The sequence below is a fragment of the Azohydromonas lata NBRC 102462 genome (genome assembly GCF_001571085.1).
In the GTDB taxonomy this organism is placed as follows: Bacteria; Pseudomonadota; Gammaproteobacteria; order Burkholderiales; family Burkholderiaceae_C; genus Azohydromonas; species Azohydromonas lata.
Window position 1 is genome coordinate 23,004 of record NZ_BCTC01000032.1, and the last position, 25,795, is coordinate 48,798.

General features: G+C 69.8%; 16 protein-coding genes and 1 tRNA gene. 5 read left to right on the forward strand and 12 right to left on the reverse strand.

Translation table 11 applies throughout. The annotated features are described in order from the left end of the window. The first annotated feature begins 393 nt into the window (after nt 1–393). Complete coding sequence (locus tag ALA01S_RS13250) at nt 394–834, forward strand: response regulator (RefSeq protein ID WP_084267519.1); 441 nt, start codon at nt 394–396, stop codon at nt 832–834. Nucleotides 835–1,078: 244 nt separating this feature from the next. On the opposite strand, the gene ALA01S_RS13255 is transcribed toward ALA01S_RS13250, so the two are convergent. Then, nucleotides 1,079–1,768 carry a hypothetical protein gene (locus tag ALA01S_RS13255; RefSeq protein WP_066337128.1) on the reverse strand — a complete coding sequence of 230 codons (690 nt, stop codon included), beginning with the start codon at nt 1,766–1,768 and terminating at the stop codon, nt 1,079–1,081. Nucleotides 1,769–1,933: 165 nt separating this feature from the next. On the opposite strand from ALA01S_RS13255, the gene ALA01S_RS13260 reads away from it, so the two are divergent. Both ALA01S_RS13260 and ALA01S_RS13265 read left to right on the forward strand, forming a co-directional pair. Further along, nucleotides 1,934–2,284 (forward strand): antibiotic biosynthesis monooxygenase family protein, encoded by a 351-nt coding sequence (locus ALA01S_RS13260; protein WP_066337202.1) that lies wholly within the window; start codon nt 1,934–1,936, stop codon nt 2,282–2,284. A 21-nt stretch (nt 2,285–2,305) separates the two neighbouring features. Beyond that, complete coding sequence (locus ALA01S_RS13265; protein ID WP_066337131.1) at nt 2,306–4,759, forward strand: ligase-associated DNA damage response DEXH box helicase; 2,454 nt, start codon at nt 2,306–2,308, stop codon at nt 4,757–4,759. A 42-nt stretch (nt 4,760–4,801) separates the two neighbouring features. Here the strand turns inward: ALA01S_RS13265 and ALA01S_RS13270 are convergent, their stop codons facing one another. Next, nucleotides 4,802–5,743, reverse strand: coding sequence for an NYN domain-containing protein (locus ALA01S_RS13270; RefSeq protein ID WP_066337134.1), 942 nt, complete (start codon nt 5,741–5,743; stop codon nt 4,802–4,804). A 160-nt stretch (nt 5,744–5,903) separates the two neighbouring features. After that, nucleotides 5,904–6,041, reverse strand: coding sequence for a hypothetical protein (locus ALA01S_RS32960; protein WP_157118980.1), 138 nt, complete (start codon nt 6,039–6,041; stop codon nt 5,904–5,906). A gap of 659 nt (nt 6,042–6,700) precedes the next feature. Here ALA01S_RS32960 and ALA01S_RS13275 point away from each other — a divergent pair. Further along, nucleotides 6,701–8,632, forward strand: coding sequence for a hybrid sensor histidine kinase/response regulator (locus tag ALA01S_RS13275; protein WP_157118981.1), 1,932 nt, complete (start codon nt 6,701–6,703; stop codon nt 8,630–8,632). A gap of 162 nt (nt 8,633–8,794) precedes the next feature. Here ALA01S_RS13275 and ALA01S_RS13280 read toward each other — a convergent pair whose 3' ends face one another. Then, on the reverse strand, nt 8,795–9,688 hold the full coding sequence (locus ALA01S_RS13280; RefSeq protein WP_066337137.1) for a peptidoglycan-binding protein: 894 nt from the start codon (nt 9,686–9,688) through the stop codon (nt 8,795–8,797). A gap of 519 nt (nt 9,689–10,207) precedes the next feature. Between ALA01S_RS13280 and ALA01S_RS13285 the strand changes: the two genes are divergently transcribed. After that, entirely contained in the window at nt 10,208–11,905 is a 1,698-nt protein-coding gene (locus ALA01S_RS13285; RefSeq protein WP_066337205.1) for a Na/Pi cotransporter family protein, read from the forward strand. A gap of 55 nt (nt 11,906–11,960) precedes the next feature. Here ALA01S_RS13285 and rocF read toward each other — a convergent pair whose 3' ends face one another. The 8 genes from rocF to ALA01S_RS13325 form a co-directional block, all read right to left on the reverse strand. Beyond that, nucleotides 11,961–12,884, reverse strand: coding sequence for an arginase (gene rocF, locus ALA01S_RS13290; RefSeq protein ID WP_066337140.1), 924 nt, complete (start codon nt 12,882–12,884; stop codon nt 11,961–11,963). Between the two features lie 93 nt (nt 12,885–12,977). Next, complete coding sequence (locus ALA01S_RS13295; RefSeq protein WP_066337207.1) at nt 12,978–13,880, reverse strand: LOG family protein; 903 nt, start codon at nt 13,878–13,880, stop codon at nt 12,978–12,980. Between the two features lie 38 nt (nt 13,881–13,918). Continuing rightward, nucleotides 13,919–14,683, reverse strand: a complete 765-nt coding sequence (locus ALA01S_RS13300; RefSeq protein ID WP_066337144.1) for a HesA/MoeB/ThiF family protein — start codon at nt 14,681–14,683, stop codon at nt 13,919–13,921. A gap of 90 nt (nt 14,684–14,773) precedes the next feature. After that, nucleotides 14,774–16,207: a S41 family peptidase gene (locus tag ALA01S_RS13305; protein WP_066337147.1), complete on the reverse strand. Its 1,434-nt coding sequence runs from the start codon at nt 16,205–16,207 to the stop codon at nt 14,774–14,776. Nucleotides 16,208–16,330: 123 nt separating this feature from the next. Beyond that, nucleotides 16,331–17,170: a GGDEF domain-containing protein gene (locus ALA01S_RS13310; RefSeq protein ID WP_066337150.1), complete on the reverse strand. Its 840-nt coding sequence runs from the start codon at nt 17,168–17,170 to the stop codon at nt 16,331–16,333. A gap of 166 nt (nt 17,171–17,336) precedes the next feature. Then, nucleotides 17,337–17,411, reverse strand: a tRNA-Arg gene (locus ALA01S_RS13315). 161 nt (nt 17,412–17,572) lie between these two features. Continuing rightward, nucleotides 17,573–21,007 carry an FG-GAP repeat domain-containing protein gene (locus ALA01S_RS13320; protein ID WP_066337152.1) on the reverse strand — a complete coding sequence of 1,145 codons (3,435 nt, stop codon included), beginning with the start codon at nt 21,005–21,007 and terminating at the stop codon, nt 17,573–17,575. 400 nt (nt 21,008–21,407) lie between these two features. Continuing rightward, on the reverse strand, nt 21,408–25,619 hold the full coding sequence (locus tag ALA01S_RS13325; protein WP_066337158.1) for a translocation/assembly module TamB domain-containing protein: 4,212 nt from the start codon (nt 25,617–25,619) through the stop codon (nt 21,408–21,410). Between the last annotated feature and the right edge of the window lie 176 nt (nt 25,620–25,795).

Genomic DNA, 25,795 nt, shown 5'->3' on the forward strand with positions numbered 1-25,795 from the left:
TGGGCAGACGGGCATGGGGTGTTTCGCTTGGGCGCTGGCGTGTTGGCCTGGAGATACGCAGCGCACCGGGCTGCCGGATGCAAGCGCTCTCCTTGCCCGAGCGGGTCGTGTGGGATAGTGGCGGCCGTGCTCCAGGAAGTCTTGCCGGCGTGACAACGCACGTCCCGTCCCCGTTGCCTGCTGGGCCTAACCGCGGCCCCCACCGGGCCGCGCGTTGCGCCCTGGGGCGGTGCTGGCGGCTTCGCGCTCCGGCGCCGACACGCTTTCAAACACACTGGGGCCGGTTCACCCTTGTCCGGGGGCTTGCCGGACCCAACTGGACTCGCCCAAGACGAGTTCCACGCTCCCGCCCACGTTCACATCCACTTTTTGGAACGCATCACCGCGCCTGACATGCTTGACCAACACGATGTCCCGTCCGCTTCCCCGACCGATGGGGCGCAGCCTGGAGAGGCGCCGCCGCAGGGCCGCCGCATCCTGATCGTGGACGACAACGCCGACAGCGCCGACAGCCTGGCCATGCTGCTGCAGTTGGGCGGCCACGAGGCGCACACCGCCTACGACGGCCCGCAGGGCCTGGAGGCCGCGGCGCGGCTGCAGCCCGACGTGATGCTGCTGGACCTGGGCCTGCCCGGCATGGACGGCTGCGAGGTCTGCCGCCGCGTGCGCCAGCAGCCCTGGGCGCGCCGCGCGCTGCTGGTGGCCGTCACCGGCTGGGGCCAGGCCGCCGACCGCCAGCGCTCGCAGGAGGCCGGTTTCGATGCCCACCTCGTCAAGCCGGTGGAGCTGCAGGCGCTGGAAAAGATCATCGCGGGGCTGGCGGGCAGGGGGTGAGCGAGCGCCAGGGCCGGGTTTTTGCATTGGGCGCATCCCGCGAGCCAGTGCGCTCCGCGCTCTACGTCGTCATGCCCGCGAAAGCGGGCATCCACGCCGGCCGGGGTGCTGGCGTGCCGACGCCTGTCTTGGGCGATGCCGTTCGAAAGACATGTTTTGGTGTTCGTGGATGCCCGCTTTCGCGGGCATGACGGATCTGGGTGCGTGGCGCTTTGACCGCCAGGCTGGCCAAGGCGCCGCCCCCTCATTTCGCCGCAAAGCAATAGAACAGCCCCGTCCCCCCGGTGCCCTTGAGCGCGTCCTGGCTGCAGCCCCGCGTGGGGTGCGAGGTGTTCCAGGACTTGGCGGCGGCGCTGTCGTCCAGCCCCGTGCGGTCGCTGTGGCCCACCATGGCCGCGCCCTCGCCGCTGTGCGTCCAGTTGCGGCAGCTCATGTCGTTGGCGCCGGCCGGGTAGGCCGTGCCGTCGGACTGCGTGCCCGTGAGCACGTCGTGCATGTTGGGCGTGTCGCCGCGGCCGTTGACCACCTCGCCCTTCTCGGTGAGCGCGGTCTGCTTGGTCAGGCGGTTGTCCTGGTGCAGTTGCGCCACGCTGTCGGCGATCACCACGCCCTTGGCGTTGCGCCAAGGGCCCGCCCCGATGCGGTCGCGGGCGTTGACGGCGGGTGTGCCGTCGCTGGCGCTGGTGCTGAGGTAGGCACGCCAGGTGCGCCCGCCCGCGCCCACGTCCTCGGCCAGCGCCTGGCAGTGCTTGTCTGCGCCGGCCAGGCCGCCCAGGTCCGCGCCGCGGCCCAGCCCCGTGCTGGTGACGAAAAAGCCCAACTGCGAGCCGGCGGCGGCGCCGCCGCCGCCGCCGCCTTGGGGACTTTGGGGGCTTTGGGCACAGGCGGACAGCAGCGCGGTGGACAGCAGCAGGGCGGGGGCAAGGACTCGCATCGTTCGTCTCCTGGTCGGTGTGGGTTGGGCGGCAACGGCGGGGTGGCGTGCTGCACGCGGCGTGCTCCGTGGGAGCACCGGCTTGCGGCATGCTCGCACCGTGTACGCATGAAGCCCCGCCGCGCTTCGCGGCGCCATCGCGCCACCGCCGACTTGAGCAAGAACATGACCTCACCCAGCTTCGCCCGCTTGCCTGAGCCGCCGTACTACGCGGTGATCTTTTCCTCGCTGCGCACCGGCGGCGACCACGGCTACGAGGCCATGGCGCAACGCATGGTGGAGCTGGGCGCGGCGCAGCCGGGTTTCCTGGGCATTGAAAGCGCGCGCGGCGACGACGGCCTGGGCATCACCGTCTCCTACTGGCGCGATCTGGAGTCCATCGCCGCCTGGCGCCGCCACGCCGAGCACGAGGTAGCGCGCGAGAGCGGCCGCAGCGACTGGTACGCCGCCTACGAGCTGCGCGTGGCCCGCGTGGAGCGCGCCTACGGCTGGACGGCCACGCCGCTCAAGGGCTGACGCGGCCCAACCGTCCGCGACGTGCCCCGCGCCCAACGCGCCGCCACCGCCGCCCTGGCCGCCGCCGAGGCCTGGTTCGCCGAAAGGGGCTGGAAGCCCTTTGCCTTCCAGCGCGAGGTCTGGCGCGCCATGGCCGCGGGCGAAAGCGGCCTGCTCAACGCGACCACGGGCGCCGGCAAGACCTACGCCGTCTGGTTCGGGGCGCTGCAGCGGCGCACGGCCGCGCGCGGGCTGCAGGTGTTGTGGATCACGCCCATGCGCGCCCTGGCCAGCGACACGGCACGGGCGCTGGCACAGGTGCTGCCCGCCCTGGCGCCGGATTTCGCCCTGGGGCAGCGCACGGGCGACACCTCCAGCGCCGAGCGCGCCCGCCAGGACCGCCAGCGCCCCCAGGCGCTGGTGACCACGCCGGAATCCCTGAGCCTGCTGCTCACGCGCGCCGACGCGCACGCGGAGTTGGGCGGCGTGCACACCGTGGTGGTGGACGAATGGCACGAGCTCATAGGGAGCAAGCGCGGCGTGCAGGTGCAACTGGCGCTGGCGCGGCTGCGGCGCTGGCAGCCCGCGCTGGCCACCTGGGGCCTGAGCGCCACGCTGGGCAACCTGGACGAGGCCATGGACACCCTGGTGGGCGCCGGCGGCGGACGCCTGGTGCGCGGCCGCGTGCCCAAGCGCCTGGTGCTGGACACGCTGCTGCCCGCCGGCGCCGCCCGCTACACCTGGCCCGGGCAGTTGGGCGCGCGCATGGTGGAGCCGGTGGTGCGCGAGATCGAGTCGGCCGCCACCTCGCTGGTCTTCACCAACGTGCGCTCGCAGGCCGAGGCCTGGTACCAGCGGCTGCTGGACGCGCGGCCGGACTGGGCCGGCCTCATCGCGCTGCACCACGGCTCGCTGGACCGCTCGCTGCGCGAGTGGGTGGAGCAGGGCCTCAAGGAGGGCAAGCTCAAGGCCGTGGTGGCCACCTCCTCGCTGGACCTGGGCGTGGACTTCTTGCCTGTGGAGCGCGTGCTGCAGATAGGCAGCCCCAAAGGGGTGGCGCGGCTGCTGCAGCGCGCGGGCCGTTCCGGCCACGCGCCGGGGCGCGCCAGCCGGGCCACGCTGGTGCCCACGCAGCTCTTTGAGCTGCTGGAGGCCGCCGCCCTGCGCCGCGCCGCGCTGGCCGGCGACATCGAGTCGCGCCGCAGCCCGGATCAACCCATGGACGTGCTGGTGCAGCACCTGGTGACGGTGGCGCTGGGCGGCGGCTTCGACGCCGAACCGCAGGCCGACGGCACTTGGGCCGCGCCTGCGATGTACGAGGAGGTGCGCAGCGCCCCGGCTTATCGGGAGCTCAAGCGCGAGGCATTCGATTGGGCGCTGGCCTTCGCCGGGCAAGGCGGGGCGAGCCTGGCTGCCTACCCGCAATACCACCGGCTGCAGGTTGTGGACGGGAAATTCCGCGTGACGGACCGCGGCATTGCGCACCGGCACCGGCTGCAGGTGGGCACCATCGTTTCCGAAACCACCATGCGGCTGCAGATGGTGGGCGGCGCCTCGCTGGGCACGGTGGACGAAAGTTTCATTTCACGCTTGGCGCCGGGCGACTGCTTCTGGTTTGGCGGGCGTTTGCTGGAATTTGTGCGCGTGCGGGATTTGACGGCCTATGTCACCCGCGCCACCAGGAAATCCGGCCGCATGCCGGTTTGGTCCGGCACGCGCATGGCCTTGTCCGACGAATTGGCCGGCGCCCTGCTCGAATTGATGCACGAGGCGGGGCAGGGTATTTACAAGGAACCGGAGCTGCGTGCCGCGCGGCCCATGCTGGAATTGCAGGCAACGGTTTCCCGCTTGCCGGGTGCGGGCGAATTGCTGGTGGAGCGCCACAAATCGCGCGAAGGTTTTCACTTGTGGCTGTACCCCTTCGCGGGCGGGCCCGTGCATTTGGGGCTGGCGGGGCTGCTGGCCTGGCGGCTGGCGCAGCTTCAAGCCAACACCTTTTCGCTGGCGGTGAACGACCACGGGCTGGAATTGCTCAGCGCGCTGCCGGTGGACATTGCGCCGCTGCTGGACGGATCGGCATTCGCCTGCGACCGCCTGGAGGCGGATTTATTGGCCAGCCTGGACGCGCGGCAACTGGCGCAGCGGCGCTTCCGGGAAATTGCCCGCGTGGCGGGGCTGGTGTTTGGCGGCTATCCCGGCGCGGCCAAGAGCGCGCGCCAACTGCAGGCCTCCAGCGGGCTGTTTTTCGACGTGTTCCGGCAATACGACCCGGACAATCTCCTGCTCGCCCAGGCGAAAAACGAAGCGCTGGCGCAGGAGCTGGAAATCAATCGCCTGCGCCGGACGCTGCAGCGCTTGTCCACGCAGCGCGTGGTGCTGGTGGATTTACAGGAGCCCAGCCCCTTTGCCGTGCCGCTGATGGTGGAGCGCTGGCGCGAACAACTCAGCACGGAAAAGCTGGGGGAGCGGCTGGCGCGGATCGTGGGGGAGGTTTGATGGCGAATGTGGTATTTCGAACATGCCGGCAGGCCACGTTTCTCAAACCTCTTCTGCCGTCACCGCCTGTGTATTTTCTGCGGGCATGGGGGTCGTGGATGGAACGGCGCCATTGAAATCCACCGCCGCCTCATACCCCACCAAGGCCACATGCCCCCCGCTGTCGTTGTCCACCGTGCGCACGACGTCTTCGCAGTGGCCCAGAAACTCGGTGAAATTCTGGAAGCCCAGCAAAACCTCGTCGAACACGGGCAGCAGCCGCTTGAGGCTGTGTTTGAGCGTGGCCTTGGGCACGTAATTCACGCCGCGGCGCTCCACCAGTTGGCGCAGGGCGCGGTGCAGGGCGTCGCGCGCTTCCTCGAAACTCAGGCTGCCGCCTTCCACCTGGGGCGCGGGCAAAATCAGCACCAGCGGCGGCGGCTCGGCGGCAGCCGTCTGAACAGGGATCGGCGGCTCCATGGTCCGGGTTGGGGCCAGGTGCTGGTAAAACTTGAAATCGTTGCAGGACGATATCCAGAAGCGGTTGCTCAAACCCTCCACGCCTATGCCGGCCACGAACCGGCCGGTTTGCTTGATGCGCTGCGACAGGGCAATGAAATCGCTGTCCGATGAAACCACCACCACGTGGCTGATGTGAGTATGGGTATAAACGTCCGACAGTGCGTCCACCGTCAACCGGATGTCCGCGCTGTTCTTCATGCCCTGGCCGCGCGGGAAAATCTGAATCAGATCTATGCCGGCCTGGTTCAAGTCTTCACGGTATTTTGAAAACCACTGCCAGTTGCCGTAGGCCCGATTGATGATGATGTCGCCGAAAGACGATGCATAATCGAGAATGGGCTTGATGTTGATCAGCGGCGGCTGAATGGTGAATCTGTTTTCTCGGTAGGCATTTTCGCCATAGGCCAGGTTGGCCAGAATGGCGTGCAGATTTTCGAAATCCCAGTAGATTGCCACTTTGGGGGCATCGCCTTGGCGTGTCATGATTTTTCTTGAATTTATGCGAAGAACCGTGCCAATGATATTTTCGGCACATGGCAACATGCAGTTTAGCCCAAGCATGAAAAATTCACGGAAGAAAAATCAAAGCCGACATCGCTCCAGGGCCGGCGTGGCGGCCACGGCGGGCGGGGCAGGGGCCGCCTCAGTGCCGGGGGCGCAGTACCTGTTCCACCTGGGTATTGACCTGGCTCAATATGTCTCCAACCACGTCGGCGCAGACCGAGGCGGTGTTGTAGGCCACTGAAAACCAAATGGACAAACCCAGCAGCAAGTGCTTCATGACCGTCGGCCCTGCAGTGGGCCAGTAATTGGCAAATAAAACGGCGCCAGAGGCGCCGTTTGACTTAGGGTTGGACTGTCCTGCTTGGAATGGCATCCGTGAAGCGCCAGGACGGAAAGCCCTGAGAATTGTCGAAAATACCGGCGCCTGGAGGGAGTTGCCGTTACGACATGCGCGGATGCCGGCCCCGAGCGGGCGCGGTCTACCGTGATGAAAATACCGATCGAACTGCAGAAGGCTGATAAGGCCTTAATTCATTGGGGAAGGGGATTTCACGATCGGCAAATCCTTGGGAGCTGTATCGCCTGACATCGTCTGGGAGCCTCCTTTCTTTTGGTGGACCTGTCACGTCAGCGGCCTGGAGAGGAGTTTGGCGCTGCCGTGCATGTATTTAAGCGTTATCTCGGCCAGGGCTGTAATGGGGTTGAATCGTGATTCCGGCAGCGGTGTGCACTTGTTGGCACAAGACAGGTCTTTGCAACCTGCAGGGACGGCAAGCTTGTTGCGGATCAAGCCTGCCAAGCCATCATGACGTGCACGTCCATGCGCCTGCGCGGCGGCCCGCGCGCACGTACGTGGTACGAACACCAGCCACGCAAACGCCGCCTGCGTGCCGGCTCCGGGACCGGCCGCGCGCCGCATCACCGCAACCCTTCGCCATGCCTTCATCGGATTTGCCCCGGCCGGTTCCGCTGGCATCGCTGGTCTTGGCGCTGGGCCTGGCGCTGAGCGCCGGCACGGCCTGGTACGTCTGCGACAACGCCGGGCTGGCGGGCCGCCACGGTGGCGTGCCGCTGCTGGCGCCTTGGCTGGTGCTCCTGGGCGGCGCTCTGGCCAGCCTGCTGCTGTTTCGGCTGCTGCGGCGCGAGTCGCTCCGGCACCAGCGACTGGCCTCGCGCGTGAACGCGAGCCGGGCCGAGCTGGCCGCGGCCAACGCCGCGCTGCAGGCCAGCGAGCAGCGGCTGGAGCTGGCCCTGGCCGGCGCCGACCTGGGGCTGTGGGACTGGAACGTGGCCACCGGCACCCTGACCTGGAACGCCCACTGGCTGGCCATGCGCGGCTGTGCCGGCGCCAGCCCGCTGCCCAGCGTGGCCACCTGGAAAGGCCTCATCCACCCCGAGGACCGCGCCGCCATGCAGGCCGCGCTGGACGCCCATCTGCAAAACCGCTCGCCCGCCTACGTGGCCGAGTACCGCGTGGGCACGGGTGCGGGCCCCTGGCGCTGGGTGCTGGACTGCGGCCGCGTCGTCGAGCGCGACCCGCAGGGCCGCGCGCTGCGCATGGCCGGCACCAACCTCGACATCAGCGAGCGCAAGCACGCCGAGGAGGACCGCGCCGCCCGCGAGGCCGCCGAGCGCGCCAGCCGCGCCAAGAGCGAGTTCCTCGCCCGCACCAGCCACGAGCTGCGCACGCCGCTCAACGCCATCCTGGGCTTCGCGCAAATGATGCAACTGGACCTGCAGGCCCCGCTGCCGCCGGTGCAGGCGCAGCGGCTGCGCCAGATCCAGGGCGCGGGCGAGCACCTGCTGACCATGATCAACGAGATGCTGGACCTCAACGGCATCGAGGCCGGCACGGTGCGGCTGTCGCTGGAGCCCGTGGCGCTGCAGCCGCTGGCCGCGGAGGTGCTGCAGGGGCTGGAGCCGCTGGCGCGCGCCGCCGACGTCGCGCTGCGCGTGCACCTGGCCCGGGACACCTCGGCGGTGCAGGCCGACGCCACGCGGCTGCGCGAGGTGCTCATCAACCTGCTGAGCAACGCCGTCAAGTACAACCGCCGCGGCGGCTGGGTGCGGCTCACGATCCGCCCGGCCGGCGCCGCGCGCGTGGCCATCGCCGTGGAGGACACGGGCATTGGCCTGAGCGAGGCGCAGATCGGCCAGCTCTTCCAACCCTTCAACCGCTTGGGAGCCGAGCGCATGGGCATAGAGGGCACGGGTCTGGGCCTGGTCATCGCCCAGCGACTGGCGCAGCTCATGCACGGCAGCCTGCACGCCGCGCGGCGCGAGGGCGGCGGCAGCGTCTTCACGCTGGAGCTGCCGGTAGCCACGCCCACGCCGGCACCGCCGCCGCTGTCGCTGGCCGCGCCTGCGGCCGTACCGTCGTTCGCGCCTGCACCTGCACCTGCACCTGCAGTTCCGCCGCAGCCCAAGACGGCCGTGGAGCCGGCCGTGCCCCCGCCGCGGGAGCGCGGCAAGCCGCTGGTGCTCTACATCGAGGACGAGCCCGTCAACGCGCTGCTGGTGCAGCACATCATGGGGCTGCGGCCGGACTGCGTGCTGCGGGTGGCGCCGGACGGGACTTCCGGCCTGGCGGCGGTGCGCGCCGAGCAGCCCGCGCTGGTGCTCATCGACCTGAACCTGCCGGACATGAGCGGCCACGAGGTGCTGGCCCAACTGCGCGCCGACCCGGCCACGCGCTCGCTGCGCTGCGTGGCGCTGACGGCCGACGCCATGCCCGCCAACGTCGAGCGCGCCCGCGCCAGCGGCTTCGACGACTTCTGGAGCAAGCCCATAGAGGTGCAAACCTTCCTGCGCGGGCTGGACAGGCAATTGGCCCTCGCTCGGGGCGAGACCGGCGAGGTGGCGGGGTGAATCGGGATAGGCGCCGTGCGCCCCGGTTTGCGGAATATTGCCGTTGAAACGGTGCTCAGCGAATATTCAAGAAATCTTTGAATTAAAAACAAAACCTGCGCACTAGGCGCAGGCTTCAGTATTTAAAAAATATCAAGAAAAACAATCATTATTCAATCCCGGTCACTGCCCCCCGCGCGTCACCGCCAGGCGCATTTCGATCTGCGCGCGCGTGAGCGGCCCGGCGATGCCGTCCACGTCCAGCCCGGCCACGGCCTGGAACTCCCGCACCGCGCGCCGCGTGGCCGGCCCGTAGCGGCCGTCCACCTCCAGGCGCGGGTCGGCGCCCAGGTCGTTGAGGGCGGTTTGAAGCTGGCGCACCTGCTCGTCGGCATCGGCCGCGGCCCAAGCCTCGGACGGGGCCGCCGGGTCCTTGAACAGCGGCCAGAGCTTGTCGAACCAGAGCTGGCGGTCCTCGAACCCGTTGAAGCCGCCATTGATGCGCCGCGTGATGCCGCGCAGGTCGTTGCGGTCGGCCAGCGCGTTGAGCCCGCCCTCGCTCCACTCCTGCAGCGCGGGCTTCAAGGCGTGCTCAGGCGCCGTCACCAGATCCGGGTGGCTCTCGAAATCCACCCCGCAGGCATTGCCCAGGCGGCGGTGATGGAGCCGGCCGGTCGTCTGCAGCACGCCGTTGCCGCGAAACTTGAAGCCGTCGCCCGGCTGCAGGTTGCCCAGCTCGCGCGACTTGCGCGCATTGCCCAGCCCGTAGACGCGCTCGGCAATCTCCTCGGGGTGGCCGGCCAGGCGCTGCGCCTCGTCGCGCGTAAGGGCCGCCGAGTGGCGGTTGACGCCAAAAATCTCGAACAGCCGCGACGCTGAGCCGTAATTCATGTTCTCCCGCAGCACCGTGAAGCCGCCCGTCTCGTGCAGCGCCTGGGCCAGGAAATGCGCCATGCGCAAGCCGGTGGTGATGCCGTGCCGCTCGAACAGCGCGGCCCCGTCGCGCAAGGCCAGCAAATAGTTCTGTGCGGCACGCGGAGCGACGCGCTTGACGGCGTCCAAAGCATTGAGGGCCATGGCCGAACCTCCTGGGTCCACAAAGATCAAATGCCCTGGTGAATTTGGAAAAACCAATGCGGGCACAAAAGCCTAGCAACCGCCCCGCGCTCAAACAATCGGGCTTTCCAGTTCTCGCGGCTGACCAAAGTCACTTGGTTTTCGGCTGCCTATATTCGCGGCGGCGGGTTTTGCTTTCCCGTCATGGATTAAGGCCGGTGTCCACAATGGCGCCATGAAAAGAAGATTGGATCGCGGCGCTTCAAACCGGTGCGGCCGGCGGCAAGGGCAGGGGCCGTGTGCGGGCCGCGGCTCGTTGTGCACCCCGGCGCGGACGCGCCGCACCCGCGCGACGGCCGTCGCCGCCGGGGGGGCTGCGATGCACACCGAAAAAGCGTTGCTTTTGCGCGCCGTCAACCGCAAACCCGCATGGCCCCATACGGGGGAGTCAGGCATGCTTCTCGCTCGGGTCTGTATCCCGGAAGCGCGCCGCATGGGGATGGAGGGCGGCGGCGGACGGTGGTCCCGGAAGAAGCCTTCATGACAGAGCTGTTGAACCTGCTGGCCGCCATTGCCTTGCTGGTGTGGGGCACCTTCATCGTCCGCACGGGCGTGCTGCGGATGTTCGGCGAGGACCTGCGCCACGTGCTGGCGCGCAGCATGGGCTCGCGCCCTTCGGCGCTGGCCGCCGGGCTGGGCGTGACCATGCTGCTGCAGTCCAGCACCGCCACCTGCATGCTCATGGCCTCCTTCGTGGGCCGGCAGCTCGTCCCGACCTCCGCGGCACTGGCCGTCATGCTGGGCGCCGACATGGGCTCCAGCCTCATGGCGGTGGTCTTCTCCTTCGACCTGTCCTGGCTGTCGCCGCTGCTGATCTTCGTCGGCGTGGTGATGTTCATCTCGCGCGAGAAGAGCGCCGTGGGCAAGTTCGGCCGCGTGCTCATCGGCCTTGGGCTGATCACGCTGGCGCTGCACCTCATCATGCAAAGCACGCACCCGCTGGTGGCCTCGCCCGTGGTGCGCACGCTGCTGACCTCGCTGCCGAAGGAGGTGGTGCCGCAACTGATCGTGGGCGCGCTGCTGGCGGTGATGTCGTATTCCAGCCTGGCCATCGTCCTGCTCACCGCCACGCTGGCCGAGCAGGGCTTGCTGACACCCACCGTGGCGCTGGGCCTGGTGTTGGGCGCCAACCTGGGCAGCGGCGTGCTGGGCGTGCTCACCACGCTGCGCGGCTCGGTGGCCACGCGGCGGCTGCCCGTGGGCAATCTGCTGTGCAAGAGCGCGGGCTGCCTGGTGGCCATGCCGCTGTTGCCGCTGTTCCACGATTTGCTGCAGGACGCCGCGCCCACGGTGGCGCGCGAGGTGGTGCTCTTCCATCTGGGCTTCAACATGGCGCTGGCGGTGCTGCTGGTGGGCGCCACCACGCTGCTGGCCTCCTGGCTGGAGCGCTGGCTGGTGGAACCCCCCGCGCCGCTGGCCCCGGCCCGCCCGCAGCACCTGGACCCGATGGCGCTGGAAACGCCCTCGCTGGCCATCTCCTGCGCCGCGCGCGAGGCGCTGCACCAGGCCGACGTCGTGGAAACCATGCTGCGCGGCATAGAACCCGTGCTGCGCCACGACGACCTGGAACTGTCGCAGCAACTGCGCAAGATGGACGACACGGTGGACGCCCTGTACTCGGCCATCAAGTTCTACCTGACGCAGATATCGCAGGAGGCGCTCTCGGAGCGCGAGGGCCGGCGCTGGACCGACATCGTCTCCTTCACCATCAACATGGAGCAGATAGGCGACATCATCGAGCGCGTGCTCCAGGACATCGAGGACAAGAAGATCCGCAAGAAGCGCCGCTTCTCCGACGCCGGCATGGCCGAGATCGTGCACCTGCACCAGCGGCTGCTGCAGAACCTGCGTTTGGGCATGAGCGTGTTCCTGGACGGCAACGTGCACGACGCGCAAAAGCTGCTGGAAGAAAAGGCGCGCTTCCGCGCCCTGGAGCACGAGTACGCGGCCAGCCACATCGTCCGGCTGCAGACCAACACGCCCTACAGCGTGGAGACGAGCAGCCTGCACCTGGACCTGATCAGCGACTTGAAGCGCATCAACTCGCACATCTGCTCCATCGCCTACCCCATCCTGGAGTCCGCCGGCGCCCTGGCCAACACGCGGCTGCGCACCGGCGCCCCCGTGGCCTCGGCCTCGGCCATGCCCAAGGTGCAGGACGCGCAGCGGCAGGGATAGGCCCGCGGCGGGCGGAAACGGGCAAGGGCGCGGGGTGGCCCGCGCCGTCAAGGCCTCAGCGTGGGGCGCGACGCACCAGCGTGCTCTTGCCGAACAGGCTCTGCACCATGTCCACCGCAACCTCGGCCGTGCGGTTGCGCACGTCCAGCGCGGGGTTGAGCTCCATGATGTCCAGCGAGGCCATGCGCCCCGTGTCGGCAATCATCTCCATGCAGAGCTGCGCCTCGCGGTAGGTCGGCCCGCCCATGACCGTGGTGCCCACGCCGGGCGCGAAGGACGGGTCGAGAAAGTCCACGTCGAAGCTCACGTGCAGGTGCGTGTTGGCGTCCAGCGTGGCCAGCGCCAGCTCCATGGTGTGGCGCATGCCCATCTCGTCGATGTAGCGCATGTCGAACACCTCCAGCCCCGCGTCGTGCAGCAACTGCTTCTCGCCCGCGTCCACGCTGCGTATGCCGATCTGCTTGACCCACTTGGGGCTCACCGAGGGCACGTGGCCGCCGATTTCCACCAGCGGCTGCGGGCCAAAGCCGCACAGGCACGCCACCGGCATGCCGTGGATGTTGCCGCTGGGCGTGATCTGGTCGGTGTTGAAGTCGGCATGCGCGTCCAGCCACAGCACGCGCAGCTTCTTGCCCGCCTCGCGGCAGTGCCGCGCCACGGCGCTGACCGAGCCCAGCCCAAGGCAGTGGTCGCCGCCGAGCAGGATGGGAAAGCGCCCGCCGCAGAGCTCGGCGTACACGGCCTCGTGCACCGCGCGGTTCCAGGCCAGCACCTCGTCGAAGTGGCGGTAGCCCTCCACCGGCGGCAGCCAGGGGTTGGCCGGGCCGGTGAGGTTGCCGCGGTCTTCCACCTGCAGGCCCATCTCGCCCAAGAGCGGCCCAATGCGCGCCACGCGCAGTGCCTCCGGGCCCATGGAGGCGCCGCGGGCGCTGGCGCCCACGTCGGTGGGCGCGCCTATGAGGCTGACGTTGCGGATCATGTGCGGCTCCTCTGCTTCTGTGCTGCTGCAGCGGTGGGGCTCGGTAGCGGCTGCCGCCGCGAATGGGGCAGCCGCCGTGCCGGGGGCGCGGGCTCAGATGTCGTCGGCGAATTCGCCCGTCTGCGTCACCGGCGCGTCGAAGCCGTAGATCTCGGTGAGCCGCTCCCAGGCCTCCTCGGCCGTCTCGACGAAGTGGAAGAGGTTGACGTCGTTGGCGCTGATCATCCCCGTCTCCACCAGCCAGTCGAAGTTGATCAGCTTGGTCCAGAACTCGCGGCCGAACAGCAGCACGGGGCGCGCGCGGCACTTGCCGGTCTGGATCAGCGTGAGCACCTCGAACAGCTCGTCCAGCGTGCCGAAGCCGCCGGGGAAGCACACCAGCGCGATGCTGCGCATGAGGAAGTGCATCTTGCGCAGCGCGAAGTAGTGGAACTGGAAGCACAGCTCCGGCGTGATGTACGGGTTGGGCGCCTGCTCGTGCGGCAGCACGATGTTCAGGCCGATGCTCTTGCCGTCCACCTCGTAGGCGCCGCGGTTGCCGGCCTCCATCACGCCGGGGCCGCCGCCGGTGACGACGTAGATGGGCGTGGCGTGCGTGCGCGACTGCGTGGTCACCAGCGCGCCGAAGCGCCGGGCCTCGTCGTAGAAGCGGCTCATGAGCACGCCCATCTCGGCGCGGCGCAGCGCCTGCGGCTCGCCCAGCTCGCGCGCGGCCTCCAGGCGCAGCAGCGCCTCTTCAGGCGGCAGCACGCGGGCGCTGCCGAAGATCACGATGGTCGAATCGATGCCCTGCTCGCGCTGCACCAGCTCGGGCTTGAGCAGCTCCAGCTGCATGCGCACGGGCCGCAGCTCCTCGCGCAGCAAAAAGGCGGTGTCGGTGAAGGCCAGGTGGTAAGCGCTCTCGGGGCCGGCGTAGCGGGAGGCTTCCAGTTGCGACAGCGCTTCTTCCTCGGCCGTGGGGAAGTTGCGGGCGGTCAGTTCGGGACGCTTTTCCATGTAGAGGCAGGTCGTGAGGAAAGGGTGTTTGGGGTCGTTCAGCGGCCGGCGGCGCGCGCGGCGGCGCACACGGGGCAGTGGTCGGCGCGGGCGATGCGGATCTCGGTCCACTCCATGCTGCGCGCATCCAGCATCTGCAGCCGCCCGGCCAGCGAGCTGCCCACGCCGGCCAGCAGCTTCAGCGCCTCGGCTGCCTGCACGCTGCCGACGATGCCCACCAGCGGCGCGAACACGCCCATGGTGGCGCAGCGCACCTCCTCCACGCCGGACTCCGGCGGGAAGACGCAGGCGTAGCACGGCGCCTCGGGGTCGCGGCTGTCGTACACGGCGATCTGGCCGTCGAAGCCGATGGCCGCGCCCGATACCAGCGGCTTGCCGTGCTTGACGCAGGCGGCGTTGACGGCGTGGCGGGTGCGGAAGTTGTCGCTGCAGTCCAGCACCACGTCGGCGTCGGCGACCAGCTCGTCGAGACGCGCCGCGTCGGCCTTCTCCTGCAGCGCGATCACGCGCGCCTCGGGGTTCATGGCGTGGATGGCCGCGGCGGCCGAGAGCACCTTGGGCTGGCCCACGTGCGCCATGTCATGGGCGATCTGGCGCTGCAGGTTGGTCACGTCGACCGTGTCGTGGTCCACCAGCGTGATGGTGCCCAGCCCGGCCGTGCCCAGGTACAGCGCCACCGGCGAGCCCAGGCCGCCGGCGCCAATCACCAGGGCGCGGCTGTCCAGCAGCTTTTGCTGGCCTTCCACGCCGAGTTCGTTGAGCAGGATGTGGCGCGAGTAGCGCAGCAGCTGGTCGTCGTTCATCGCGTCAGCATAGCCGCCGCCACAGCGCACAAAGCCCGCACGGGGCGGGCTTTGTCGTGGGCTGCGGTACTGCAGATGAGAGAAAACCGGTCAGTTGGTTTCGTTCTCGGGCTTGCGCTCGCTCATGGTCTTGCTCACGACCACGGGCTTGTTCTTGAGCCGGTTGAGCGCCTGGACGAGCTGGAAGTCCTCGGCGCTGCCGAACTCCGGCAGCGGCTTGGGCGGCTCGGCGCGCTTGGCCAGTTGCTCTTCGAGCTTCTGGCGCGCTTCCTCGCGGGCCTTCTCGCGGGCGGCGTCGCGCTTTTCCTCGCCCTGCACCAGGTGCTTGTCGAGGTCGGCCTCGCGCATGCGCAGCGCGGCGAAGACGTTGCCCTCGGCCGTCTCGTCCAGCCACACGTCGGGAACGATGCCCTTGGCCTGGATGGAGCGGCCGCTGGGCGTGTAGTAGCGCGCGGTGGTGAGCTTCAGGGCCGTGTCCTGCGTGAGCGGGCGCACCGTCTGCACCGAGCCCTTGCCGAAGGTCTGCGCGCCCATGATCACGGCGCGCTTGTGGTCCTGCAGCGCGCCGGCCACGATCTCGCTGGCCGAAGCCGAGCCTTCGTTGACCAGCACCACCATGGGCACCTTCTTGAGCGCATCCGGCAGCCGCTTGAGCGGGTCGGCACCGCCGCGGCGCTGGTAGAACTCGGACGAAGCCTTGAACGTCGCCTTGGAGTCCGGCAGCTGGCCGTTGGTGGAGACCACCACCACGTCCGTGGGCAGGAAGGCCGCCGAGATGGCCACCGCGCCTTCGAGCAGGCCGCCCGGGTCGTTGCGCAGGTCCAGCACCAGACCCTTGAGGTTGGGCTCCTGCTTGTAGATGTCCTCGACCTTGCGGACGAAGTCTTCCACCGTGCGGTCCTGGAACTGGCTCACGCGCAGCCAGGCGTAGCCGGGCTCGATCACGCGGGCCCGCACGCTTTGCACGCGGATTTCCTCGCGCGTGATGGTCACCGGGAAGGTGCGGCTCTCGGACTTGCGGAACACCGTGAGCTGCACCTTGGTGCTGGGCTCGCCGCGCATGCGCTTGACGGCCTGGTCCATGCTCAGGCCCTTGACGGCCGTGTCGTCGATCTTGGTGATGAGGTCGCCGGCCTTGAGCCCGGCGCGGAAGGCGGGCGAGCCCTCGATGGGCGAGACCACCTTGACCAGCCCGTCCTCCATGCCGATCTCTATGCCCACGCCCACGAAGCGGCCGCTGGTGCCTTCGCGGAATTCCTTGAAACTCTTCTTGTCGAAGTACTGGCTGTGCGGGTCCAGCCCCGCGACCATGCCGGAGATGGCATCGGACAGCAGCTTCTTCTCGTCCACCGGTTCCACGTAATCGCTCTTGACGATGCCGAACACGGCGGCGAGCTGCTGCAGCTCTTCCAGCGGCAGCGGCGCGGTCGCGTTGCGGGCCACCGCCTGCAGCTGCATCGTGGTGAGCGCGCCCGCCACGGCGCCTATGGCCACAAGGCCAGCAACTTTCAATTTGGCACCCATGTGATGAGCTTTCCCGCGAGATGAACTAGCTTGGGCAGTATAAGTGGCGCCCCCCTGGGGTTCAGGGGCGCAAGGCCATAACTTGCGAGCGGCTGCGGACTTTCCACGGGCTATTTCACGCCCTTAGGGACGATGCCCGCCGCAGCGGCCCACGCCGGCCGGCCCGGCGACCTCCACGCGGTTCTTGCCCCCGCGCTTGGCGGCGCAGCAGGCGGCGTCGGCGGCTTCCAGCAGGGCGCGCGCGCCGGCGCCCTCGCGCGGGCACAGCGCCACGCCCACCGACACGCCCAGACGGGCGGCCGAGCCGCCGGGCAGGGCCACCGGCTCGGCCAGGGCCTGCATCAGCCGCCGGCCCACGGCCTGCGCGGCGGCCTCGTCGGTGCCCGGCTGCAGCGCGATGACGAACTCGTCGCCGCCGGTGCGCGCCACCAGGTCCGCCTCGCCCACCGCGGCGTGCAGCCGCGCCACGACCTCGCGCAGCGCCGCATCGCCCGCGGCGTGGCCGTGGCCGTCGTTGACGGCCTTGAAGCCGTCCAGGTCCAGCGCCAGCACGGCCAGCGGCTGGTGGCGTTCGCGCGCCTGGCGCAGCAGCGCGTCGAGCTTGAAGTCCAGCGCGCGGCGGTTGTAGGCGCCGGTGAGCGGATCGCGCAGCGACGCCTGCGCCAGCGCGGCCTGTGCCTGCAGCCCGGCCTGCACCAGGGCGCGCGTGCGCCGCAGCAGCCACATCGCGCCGGCCCCGGCCAGCGCCGGCGTGGCCACCAGCACCACCTGCATGAGCTGCTGCGCGTGGGCGCCCTGCAGCGCCGCCAGCAGCGCCACCGCCAGAACGAGCAGCAGCGCGATGAAACCCAGCATGCCTACCCGCTGCAGCCGCTCGAAGCGCCGCAACACGCCGCCTGCAGCCGCCTCTTCGGCAAGCGCGGCAATCGCCGTGGCGGGATGGGATGAAAAAAGCGTGGCCATTTGCCCGCTATTCGTCGCGGGCGGGAGGGGATGAAGTAAGCGCTTGTTGCCGAGCGTTGCGAGGATGTTGCAAACGGCGGCGGAACCCGGCGCTGGCCCAGAGGGGAAGGCGGGGTCGATCCCTGTCGGCGGAATCGAAAAAAGGAGGAGGTAGAGAGAAAAGGGCTGGTCCCGCCGACAGGAATCGAACCTGTATTTGCCGCTTAGGAGGCGGCCGTTCTATCCATTGAACTACGGCGAGCGGACAGCGGGGCGCATTCTCGCACGGCCGGCGGCGGCGCCTCTGCGGCGCGGCGACGCTTGCGGGCCACAGCCGCGTGGAGCCCGGGAGGGCCGCGCATGGACACGAAAAAGCCTCCAGGCCGCAGCGGCCTGGAGGCTTGGAGCGGGCCGGGGCGGCGCTTAGAACAGCCAGGTGTTGGTTTGCCCCTGGATCTGCCAGCTGCCCTCCGCCACGGTGTCCACTGCATGTGCGTGGGTGCTGTCGGCGCTGTCCCAAATCTTGTCCTCGCCTGTGGCGGCGTTGCGCCAGAAGAGGTCGTCGCGGCCGTCGCCGTTGTAGTCGCCCACGGCGACGACCTTCCAGTTCGCGCCGGGACTCGCGGCGGCGTTGACCGGCGTCGGGTTGGTCAGCGCGTTCCAGACGACGACGCTGCCGTTGTCATGGCGCCAGAAAATGTCGTCTCGGCCGTCGCCGGTGAAGTCGCCCATGGCCGCCACGCGCCAACCCAGGTCCGTCACGGGATCGCAGGCGGTGGCGCGGCCGTTGTAGCCGTTCTCCCAGACGGTGTTGTTGCCGGTGGCGCTGTTGCGCCAGAGCACGTCGCTGCTGCCGTCGCCGTTGAAGTCGCCCACGCCGGCCACCTGCCAGGCCACGCTTGGCTGCGTGCCCAGCAAATGTTGGCTCTGGATGATGCCGCTGTACCAAATGATGTTGGCATTGTTGGCATCGTTGTGCCAGAATAGGTCGCTGGCGCCGTCCGCGTTGAAGTCGCCGATGCCGGCGATGAGCCAGTTCGCGTTGCGCGTATCGGCGCTGGTGCTGGAGAAGGGTAGCGTCCGGCTCTGCGCGGCAATGCCGTTGTCCCAGACCTTGATCTCAAACGTGGCGGTGTTGCGCCAGAGCACGTCACTGGTGCCGTCGGCGTTGAAGTCGCCCAGGCCGACCTGCACCCAGTTCTGGTTCAGCGTGAAGGCGTCGCTCTGCGTTGGGTAGGCCCACGCTGCGCTGCCGTTCGGCCAGATGCTTGTCTCTCCCGTGTCGGTGTTGCGCCAAAAGATGTCGCTGTGGCCGTCGCGCGTGAAATCCGCATTGGGCAGCATGGGGGGGCGCGCCGCGGCCTGGGTTTGCGGCACGGGTTGCCAGTACGGGTCTTCCACGTTGATGGAGTCTTGCGTCGTCTTTGTCGACGCGCTGTACCAGATGCGGGTGGCTCCCGTGGCGTCGTGGCGCCAGAAGAGGTCGTCGCGACCGTCGCCGTTGTAGTCGCCCACGCCCATGACCTGCCACTTGGTGTCGGCCACGGCGTCCACCGCGTGGGTCTCGGACTTGTTGGCGCCGCTCCAAATGGCGTTGCTGCCATCCGTGTTGCGCCAGAACAGGTCGTCGCGGCCATCCCCGTCAAAGTCGCCGACAGCGGCCACGCGCCATCCTTGTCTCGGCTCGGCCGCCAGCGCGACATGGGGGCCTGTGCCGCCCAGCCACAGCGTGTTGCCGCCATTGCTGGTATTGCGCCACAGAATGTCGCTGCGACCGTCGCCGTCGAAGTCGCCTATGCCGGCGACGATGTTGTGCGTGTCGGTGAGACCATCAATGGTCTTGGGCGAGCTGCCGCTGTACCACACGGTGTTGGCGCCGGTGATGGAGTTGCGCCAGAGCACGTCGCTCTTGCCGTCGCCGTCGAAGTCGCCGATGCCGGCGACCTGAAAATTCAGGTTGGTCAAAGCGCCCTGCGCTGGGTTGTCCTCGACATTGCCGCGCCACCAGATGCTGGTGTCGCCAGTCACGACGTTGCGCCAGAAATAGTCGCCGCGGCCGTCGCCGTCGAAGTCGCCGATGCCGACGATCTTCCAGCTCTGGTGCTCCTCCCGTGTGGGCAGCACGTCCCACGGCCCTTGGGCACCTGACCAGACGGTGATGTTGCCCTCGCCGCCGTGGCGCCAGACCAGGTCGCTGAGGCCGTCGCCGTCGAAGTCGTTGGTGGGCCTCGCGGGCTGTGCCGCCGCATTGGTCTGGGCCGGCAGTGTCCAGTACTGGCCTGGCGGGTGGTAGACCTTATGTGCAAGGGAGGGGTCGGCGTTGTCCCAGATCGAGCTGGTGCGATCGGCAGCATTGCTCCACAGCACGTCGTCGCGACCGTCACCGTTGTAGTCGCCGACGCCCACAGGGGAGCTTGTCAACTCCCAATCGACGCTGTAGCCCCTGCTGCCGTCGGCTCCAGCCCAGACGTAGTTGATGCCGCTGGTGTGGCGCCAGAAGACGTCGTCGCGGCCGTCGCCGTCGAAGTCGCCGATGCCGGCCACGCGCCAGCCGCGATTCCCTGTGTTGTAGCCTTGCTGCGCCTGCGCGGCGTCGCCGCTGAACCAGACGGTGGTGTCTGCCGTCACGGTGTTGAGCCAGAGGATGTCGCTCCTGCCGTCGGCGTTGAAGTCGCCCACGCCGGCTACCTTCCAATTCAGGTCCGTCATCGCGGTGATGGTGCGGCTGGAGCTGCCGCTGTCCCAGATCGCGTTGGCTCCGCTGTAGGCCTGGCGCCAGAGGATGTCGCTGCGGCCGTCGCCGTTGAAGTCGCCCACACCTGTGACCTGCCAGCTCAAGTTGCTCTGCTCGGGCAGGTCCTCGCCCCGGGCGTTGCCATTGTTCCAGTAGAAGTTTTTGCCGGTGGTGACATTGCGCCAAAGCACGTCGCGTGTGCCATCGCCGTTGAAGTCGCCCATGCCTACGGCCTGCACGTCCATGGCCATGGTGGAAGTGCTTACGTTGTTGGAGGTGGTGGCGTCGGGCAGCACCTTGGTGTTGCCGGTGCTGGTCTCGCGCCAAAGGACGTAGTCCTTGACGGGTGCCCGGGCGACCACGGCCGTGGCTGCGCTGGCTGCGGTTTCGGCCGAGCCCATGCCGTCCACGTAGCTGACGCGCACGGACAGGCGCTGGCCCACGTCAGTCTGGCCCAGCGTGTACTCGCTGCCGGTGGCGCCGACGATGGTTGTGCCGCTGCGCAGCCACTGGAAGTGAAGCTCGCCCAGGCCGTCGGCGTCGTCCAGCGTGCTGGCTGCGCTCAGCGTGAAGCCGTACTTGGGCAGGCCCTGGACCGTGACCTGGCCCGTGGGCTTGTCGTTGACGTTGGTCACGGTCACGTAGGTGTGGTCGCTCACGCTCAACGCCGTGGCATCCGCGCCGTCCTTGAACGTCCAGCCTATGTCCACCTTGGACGGTGGAGCATCCGACGTGTTCGCGTAGCCGATGCTTTCCAGCACCGTGCTGACGTTGGCCTTCGTGGCATTGGCGTTGAACGTGATCGTGAGCGTGCCGTTGGCGTTGGTGAGGCCGCCTACGTCCAGATTTGACAGCAGCGCCCGGCCTGCGCTGAATTTCAAACTGCCCAAGGCCGAAAAAACGTCTTCGGACGACGCGCCACCCACGCGCGACAAGGTAATGCTGGCGCCGGCATAGCAGCCGATGCCACCGTTGAGCGCAGCCAGTTCGGCGTCGTACACCACGGCGTCGGTATCCAGGGCCACGGCCGCGGCGCCCTCGGTATAAGAAACGGTCCCGCCCAGCGAGGAAACCGTCGTGCCTGGATTGCGAAACTGCGGCGCAGTATTGGCATTGAGTGCCATTAAAAAACTCCCTGTTTGAAATGCTTATGAGATGCCTTGCGGGCTTGTCCAGGGGCGGTTTGAAATCCGGCGAGCCCTGGGGCCAAATAAGGCGGGCACAGTATGGGGCAGTCGCTGAAAAGACTTCCAGGGAGACGACTGAAATAGTTTATTTGTGCCGGCTGCCGCTCCATTATCTGGAAGACGAATTTAATTACCGCTTGGGAAGCCGACTGGCCTTGCGGTGTGTCGTTTGAAATTGCAATGGCCGGATATGTGCCGCGTGGCTTGACGCCGGACAAACCCTGGCCCTATGGTCAATCGGCCATAAGGCATGGAATAGTTTAGTCGCCGTGGAAACCTGGGCTCGGTTGCGGCAGCGGTAATGGGGCCGGTATTTGCCGCGCCCGCGGCCGGCCTGTCAGTTCCAGCGCCAGGTCCACAGCACGTCCAGCGAGTTCTGCTCGCCGGACTGGCCGCGCAGCGTGAAACGCTGCGCCAGCCGGTAGATGAGCTGCCAGGTGCCCGCGGCCGTGCCGATGCCGCGTTCGTAGCCCACGTACCAGCGGCTCGATATCTGGCGGCCCAGCGACACCACCGTCTGCCGCACGTCGCCCGCCTCGCGCTGCCGCACGGCCACGTCGTCCAGCCCCAGCGCGTGAAAGAGTTGACCTCCCGCCGCCCCGCCTTCGCCCTGGCCGGCCAGCAGCGCCAGCGCCGCGCGCTGCAGCAGCGCGGTGTCGGTGCGGCCCAGGTTGTCCGACGCGCGGCCCATCACCAGCCAGGTCAGCTTGTCCAGCTCCGACAGCTCCGGCTCGCTGTACAGCCGCACCCTCGGGTTCTGCGCCGTGCCCACGATCTGCACGCCCACCTGCACCTCGTCCAGCTTGGGCCGTATGGCCAGGATGTCCAGCCGCGGATTGGCCGGCGCGCCGGTGAAGACGATCTCCCCGCGCCGGATTTCCATCTCCTGCCCGTAGGCCGCGTAGCGTCCCTGCAGCGTGCGCACCGTGCCCGCCACCTGTGGCCGCCCGCCCGGCGTGGTGATCAACACCTCGCCCGCCAGCCGCGTGTCCATGCCCTGGCCGCGCAGCCGCAAGCGCTGGCCCAGGTCCAGCCGCAGCTCCACGCGGGTGTTGCGCATGAGGGCCGAAGGCTCCGCGGCCACCGCCGCCGCCCCGGCCGGGGCGTGGGGGCGGTGGAGCACCGTGACGTCCTCGTCCAGCGCCGGTGCCTCGCTGCGGCTGATGTCGATGAAGCCCTCGTCCACGGCCAGGCGGCCGTCCAGGGCCAGGCGGGGGCCTTGCAGGTTCAGCGCCGCCTGCCCGCTGACGCTCAGGTTGCGGTCGAACCGGCCCAGCACGCGGAAACGCTCCAGTTGCAGCTTCAGCGCCGCGCCCGGCGTGGCGCCGAAGGTGGCGCCGCCGGTGACGTCCAGCCGGCCCTCGCCGGCGCGCCAGGTAAAACGTTCGATGTGGGCGTCCTCGCCGCGCAGCGCCATGGCGATCTCACCGTCGCGCAGCTCCACGCCCTGCAGCAGGTTGCGCAGGCCCAGGCGCGAGGCGTCCAGCCGCCCGGTGATCTCCGGCGCGCCGAAGCGCCCGCTCAAGCCCGCGCCGGCATGCAACTGGCCACCCAGGCGCCAGCCCGGCGGCACCCAGGGCGCCCACACGCCCAGGTCGTCCACGCGCAGCTCCAGCACGCCCTGCAGCGCGTCGCCCGGCGCGGGCCAGGGCAGCCCCGGGCGGCTTTGCACGACCTGCGCCCCGGCCAGCACGCCGAAGTGCCGCGCGGCCATGGCCTGGGTGAAGGTCCAGCGGCCGTCCTGCACCTGCAGCGCCAGGCGCAGGTCCGTCATGCCGAAGCTTTCAACCATGCCCAGCTCGTCAGTGCGGCTGAGATCGCCGCGGCGGCGCTCCAGCACCACGTCGCCGGCCGTGGCCGCGGTGCTGTCAAAGCGCAACTGGCCGCCGATCTCCAGGTCGCCGCCCCAGCCGAAGTCCGGCTGCAGCCGCTGCAGCCAGGGCGCCGCGCGCAGCGCCGGCAGCTCGGCGGCCACGCGCAGGCGCGGTGCGGCGTCCGGTGTGGCGGGGGCCGTCCATTCCAGTTGCGACCAGCGCAGCGCCGCGCCCAACACGTCCAGCGCGCCCGGCGACAGGGCCACGCTGCGCAGCGCCGGATCGAATTGCATTGCCGCCTGCACCGGCCCCGCGCTCAGCCAGGGCGTGGAGCGCCCGCCGCGCGTGCGCGCCTGCAGCGCCTGGAGCTGCAGGTTCCAGCGGTCCACCGCGCCGGCCTGCCAGGCGCCGCTGCCGCGCAGGCTGAGGTCCGTGCCGTTGGACGGTCCCGTCAAGCCGTCGGCCCAGGCCGGCAGCCGCAGCGGGGTGGAGGCCTGCAGGTCCAATTCATGCGCGGCCCAACGGCCGGTCAGGCGCGCGCGCAGGCTGTCCAGCCGCGCGGCGCCGTCCTGCTGCAGCCCTGCGGCGTCCAGCGTGAGCGACAGCGGCGCATCTCCCGCCTGCGGCGCGCGCAGCGACCAGCGCGCCTGCGCCCGCGCCAGCTTCCACGGGCCCGCGGCCAGGGCGGTGGTTTCCAGCGAGCCCTCGCTGCGCCAGTCGCGCGCGCTGCCGCCCTGGAACCGCGCCTGGCCGCGCAGGCTGCCTTCGCGCGGCCACAGCGCCGGCAGGGCGGGATGCAGCCGCGCCAGCGGCGCGAGGGCGGCCAGCGCGGGCGCGTCCACGTCCACGCTCCAGGTGGGCGTGGCCGAGGCACCGGCGGCGCGGGCTTCGGCCTGGAGCCGGTTGCCGCCCAACTGCAGCCGCGCCTGCGCCCGTGGCCCCGTGCCCACGTCGCGCCAGGAGAGGTCGCCCTGCAGCGGCACGCCGGCCAGCCGGCTGGGCGAGAAGCTCGCCGAGGCCTGCCCGCGCAGCGCCCGCGGCAGCGCGGCGCCGGCAGCCGCCGAGAGCTGCGCGTCCCACTGCCCGCTGAGCGAGGTGCCGGCGGGCGCGTCCGGCCACCAGGGCTGAAAAGTGAAATCGCGCAGCCGGCCGCGGCTTTGCGCCTGCCAGGCGCCCGTGGCGTCGCGCTCGAAGCGGCCTTCACCCTGCGCTTGGGCCGTGCCGGCGCGGGCGTTGAACTCGGGCACCTCCACGCGCCACGTGCCGGCGCCGGGGGCGCCCTCGCGCTGCGCCTGCAGCGAGGCGCTGAGCTGCAGGGGCAGGGGCAGGCGGTTCTCGTCCTGGCCGCTCAGCGCCGCGCGCAGGTTCATACGCAGCGGCGCTGGCAGCGGCTGTGCCGCCGCGGGGGGCGCCGTGCCGGGCAGGGGCAGGCCGGCGATCTCGGCGGCCAGCGGTCCGTCCAGCCGCAGCGCGGGCAGGCGCGGGTCCAGCCGCGAGAGCTGCAATTGGCGCGCGCGGATGTCCAGCGTGAGCGTGGACTGCTCCCAGCGCCCGCTGCCGCTCAAGCTGCCGGCACGGCCACGCGCGTCGCCCAGCTCCAGGCCCAGCGCCTGCAGCTCCAGCAGGTCGCGCCGCCCGGGGCGCGCCGCCAGCGTGACTTGCGCGCTGCGCAGCGGCAGCCGGTGTTCCGTCCAGCGGCCGGGGCGGGCGTTGTCCAGCGCCAGGTCCAGCTCCAGCGGCGTGCCGGCGCTGCCGCCTTGCAAGTCGGCGTGGCCGGTGAGCGCGGTCACGGGCAGCGCGGGCGCGAGGGCGGAGAGGTCCAGCCCCTGCGTGCGCGCCTGCAGCGAGGGCAGCGGCCAGTCGGCAAAGGGCGTGAAGCGGGCCTCGGCGTCCAGGCTGGCGGACGCGGCTGGGGTGCCGGGCAGGGCGCGGCGCTTGCCGCCGGGCGGCGTCGCGGGCGCGTTGGAGTCGGCGGGCGGGCTGCGCAGCGTGGCGCGGGCGCTGAATTGGGCCAGCGTGCCGTCCAGCGTGAGGGCCGCCTGCCAGGGCGGCGACACGCCTTCCAGCGACGCAGCCTGCGCCTGCCCCTGCAGCGCCAGCGGCGCTTGGGCGCCGAGCTGTGCGCTGGCCGACACCGCCATCTGCTGCCAGCGCAGCGACAGCGCGTTGAGCCGGTGCACGCGCCCGGCCTGCGCGCCGAGCTCGGCGCTGAGCGCGAGCTCGCTCACGGTTTGCGCATCCAGCTGCAGCGTGGCGACCTTCAGGCTGTCCACGCGCAGGCGCAGCGGCAGTTGCAGCGAGGCGGGGGCGCGCAGGGGCGGGCTGCCGGTTTGGGCCGAGGTCCAGGCCACGCGTTGGGCGCTGGGGGCGGTGAGGGTGAGGCCCAGCCAGCCGCCGGGCGGGCGGAAAGTCCAGTGCAGGTCGCCCAGGGAGAACTGGTCGATGTCCAGCCGGGCGCCGTTGCGGCCGCTCCAGCGCAGCCATTCGAAGGCCAGGGCGCCGCCCTGCAGCCCGCCGCGCAGGCCGGCGACCTCGACGCCCGCGCGCGGCAGCCACCACGTCAAGCCCGCGGGCGACAGCGCCCACCACAGCGCCGCGCCGCCGGCCGCCAGCAGTGCCAGCAAAGCCGGCAGCAGCGCGAGCCACCAGCGCCGGCGGGGGCGCGTGGGCGGCACGGCCGGGGGCGGGGCGTGGGGCGTGGGCGGCGTTTGGGCGTCAGCGGTGTCGTTGGGCATCAGGGCGTATCGGGGGGCCGGAAGTGGTGAAGGGGTGGCGGCAAGGCTGGAGGCGGGGCGCCGCAGGGGGCTTGCCGTTCGCGGCGGCCCTCGCCGCGGGCATTTTCGGGGGACGTTCAGGCGCTTGGGCAGGTCGTGAGCCGTGGCGCTGCGTGCTCTCGGTCTGAGCCGTGGGC

What these genes read in the sequence shown, in the direction of transcription:
- ALA01S_RS13275 (WP_157118981.1), top strand. Translation starts at nt 6,701, where the DNA reads ATGCCTTCATCGGATTTGCCCCGGCCGGTTCCGCTGGCATCGCTGGTC.
- ALA01S_RS13280 (WP_066337137.1), bottom strand. Translation starts at nt 9,688, where the DNA reads ATGGCCCTCAATGCTTTGGACGCCGTCAAGCGCGTCGCTCCGCGTGCC.
- ALA01S_RS13250 (WP_084267519.1), top strand. Translation starts at nt 394, where the DNA reads ATGCTTGACCAACACGATGTCCCGTCCGCTTCCCCGACCGATGGGGCG.
- ALA01S_RS13325 (WP_066337158.1), bottom strand. Translation starts at nt 25,619, where the DNA reads ATGCCCAACGACACCGCTGACGCCCAAACGCCGCCCACGCCCCACGCC.
- ALA01S_RS13310 (WP_066337150.1), bottom strand. Translation starts at nt 17,170, where the DNA reads ATGGCCACGCTTTTTTCATCCCATCCCGCCACGGCGATTGCCGCGCTT.
- ALA01S_RS32960 (WP_157118980.1), bottom strand. Translation starts at nt 6,041, where the DNA reads ATGAAGCACTTGCTGCTGGGTTTGTCCATTTGGTTTTCAGTGGCCTAC.
- ALA01S_RS13255 (WP_066337128.1), bottom strand. Translation starts at nt 1,768, where the DNA reads ATGCGAGTCCTTGCCCCCGCCCTGCTGCTGTCCACCGCGCTGCTGTCC.
- ALA01S_RS13295 (WP_066337207.1), bottom strand. Translation starts at nt 13,880, where the DNA reads ATGGAAAAGCGTCCCGAACTGACCGCCCGCAACTTCCCCACGGCCGAG.
- ALA01S_RS13285 (WP_066337205.1), top strand. Translation starts at nt 10,208, where the DNA reads ATGACAGAGCTGTTGAACCTGCTGGCCGCCATTGCCTTGCTGGTGTGG.
- ALA01S_RS13305 (WP_066337147.1), bottom strand. Translation starts at nt 16,207, where the DNA reads ATGGGTGCCAAATTGAAAGTTGCTGGCCTTGTGGCCATAGGCGCCGTG.
- ALA01S_RS13300 (WP_066337144.1), bottom strand. Translation starts at nt 14,683, where the DNA reads ATGAACGACGACCAGCTGCTGCGCTACTCGCGCCACATCCTGCTCAAC.
- ALA01S_RS13260 (WP_066337202.1), top strand. Translation starts at nt 1,934, where the DNA reads ATGACCTCACCCAGCTTCGCCCGCTTGCCTGAGCCGCCGTACTACGCG.
- ALA01S_RS13320 (WP_066337152.1), bottom strand. Translation starts at nt 21,007, where the DNA reads ATGGCACTCAATGCCAATACTGCGCCGCAGTTTCGCAATCCAGGCACG.
- rocF (WP_066337140.1), bottom strand. Translation starts at nt 12,884, where the DNA reads ATGATCCGCAACGTCAGCCTCATAGGCGCGCCCACCGACGTGGGCGCC.
- ALA01S_RS13270 (WP_066337134.1), bottom strand. Translation starts at nt 5,743, where the DNA reads ATGACACGCCAAGGCGATGCCCCCAAAGTGGCAATCTACTGGGATTTC.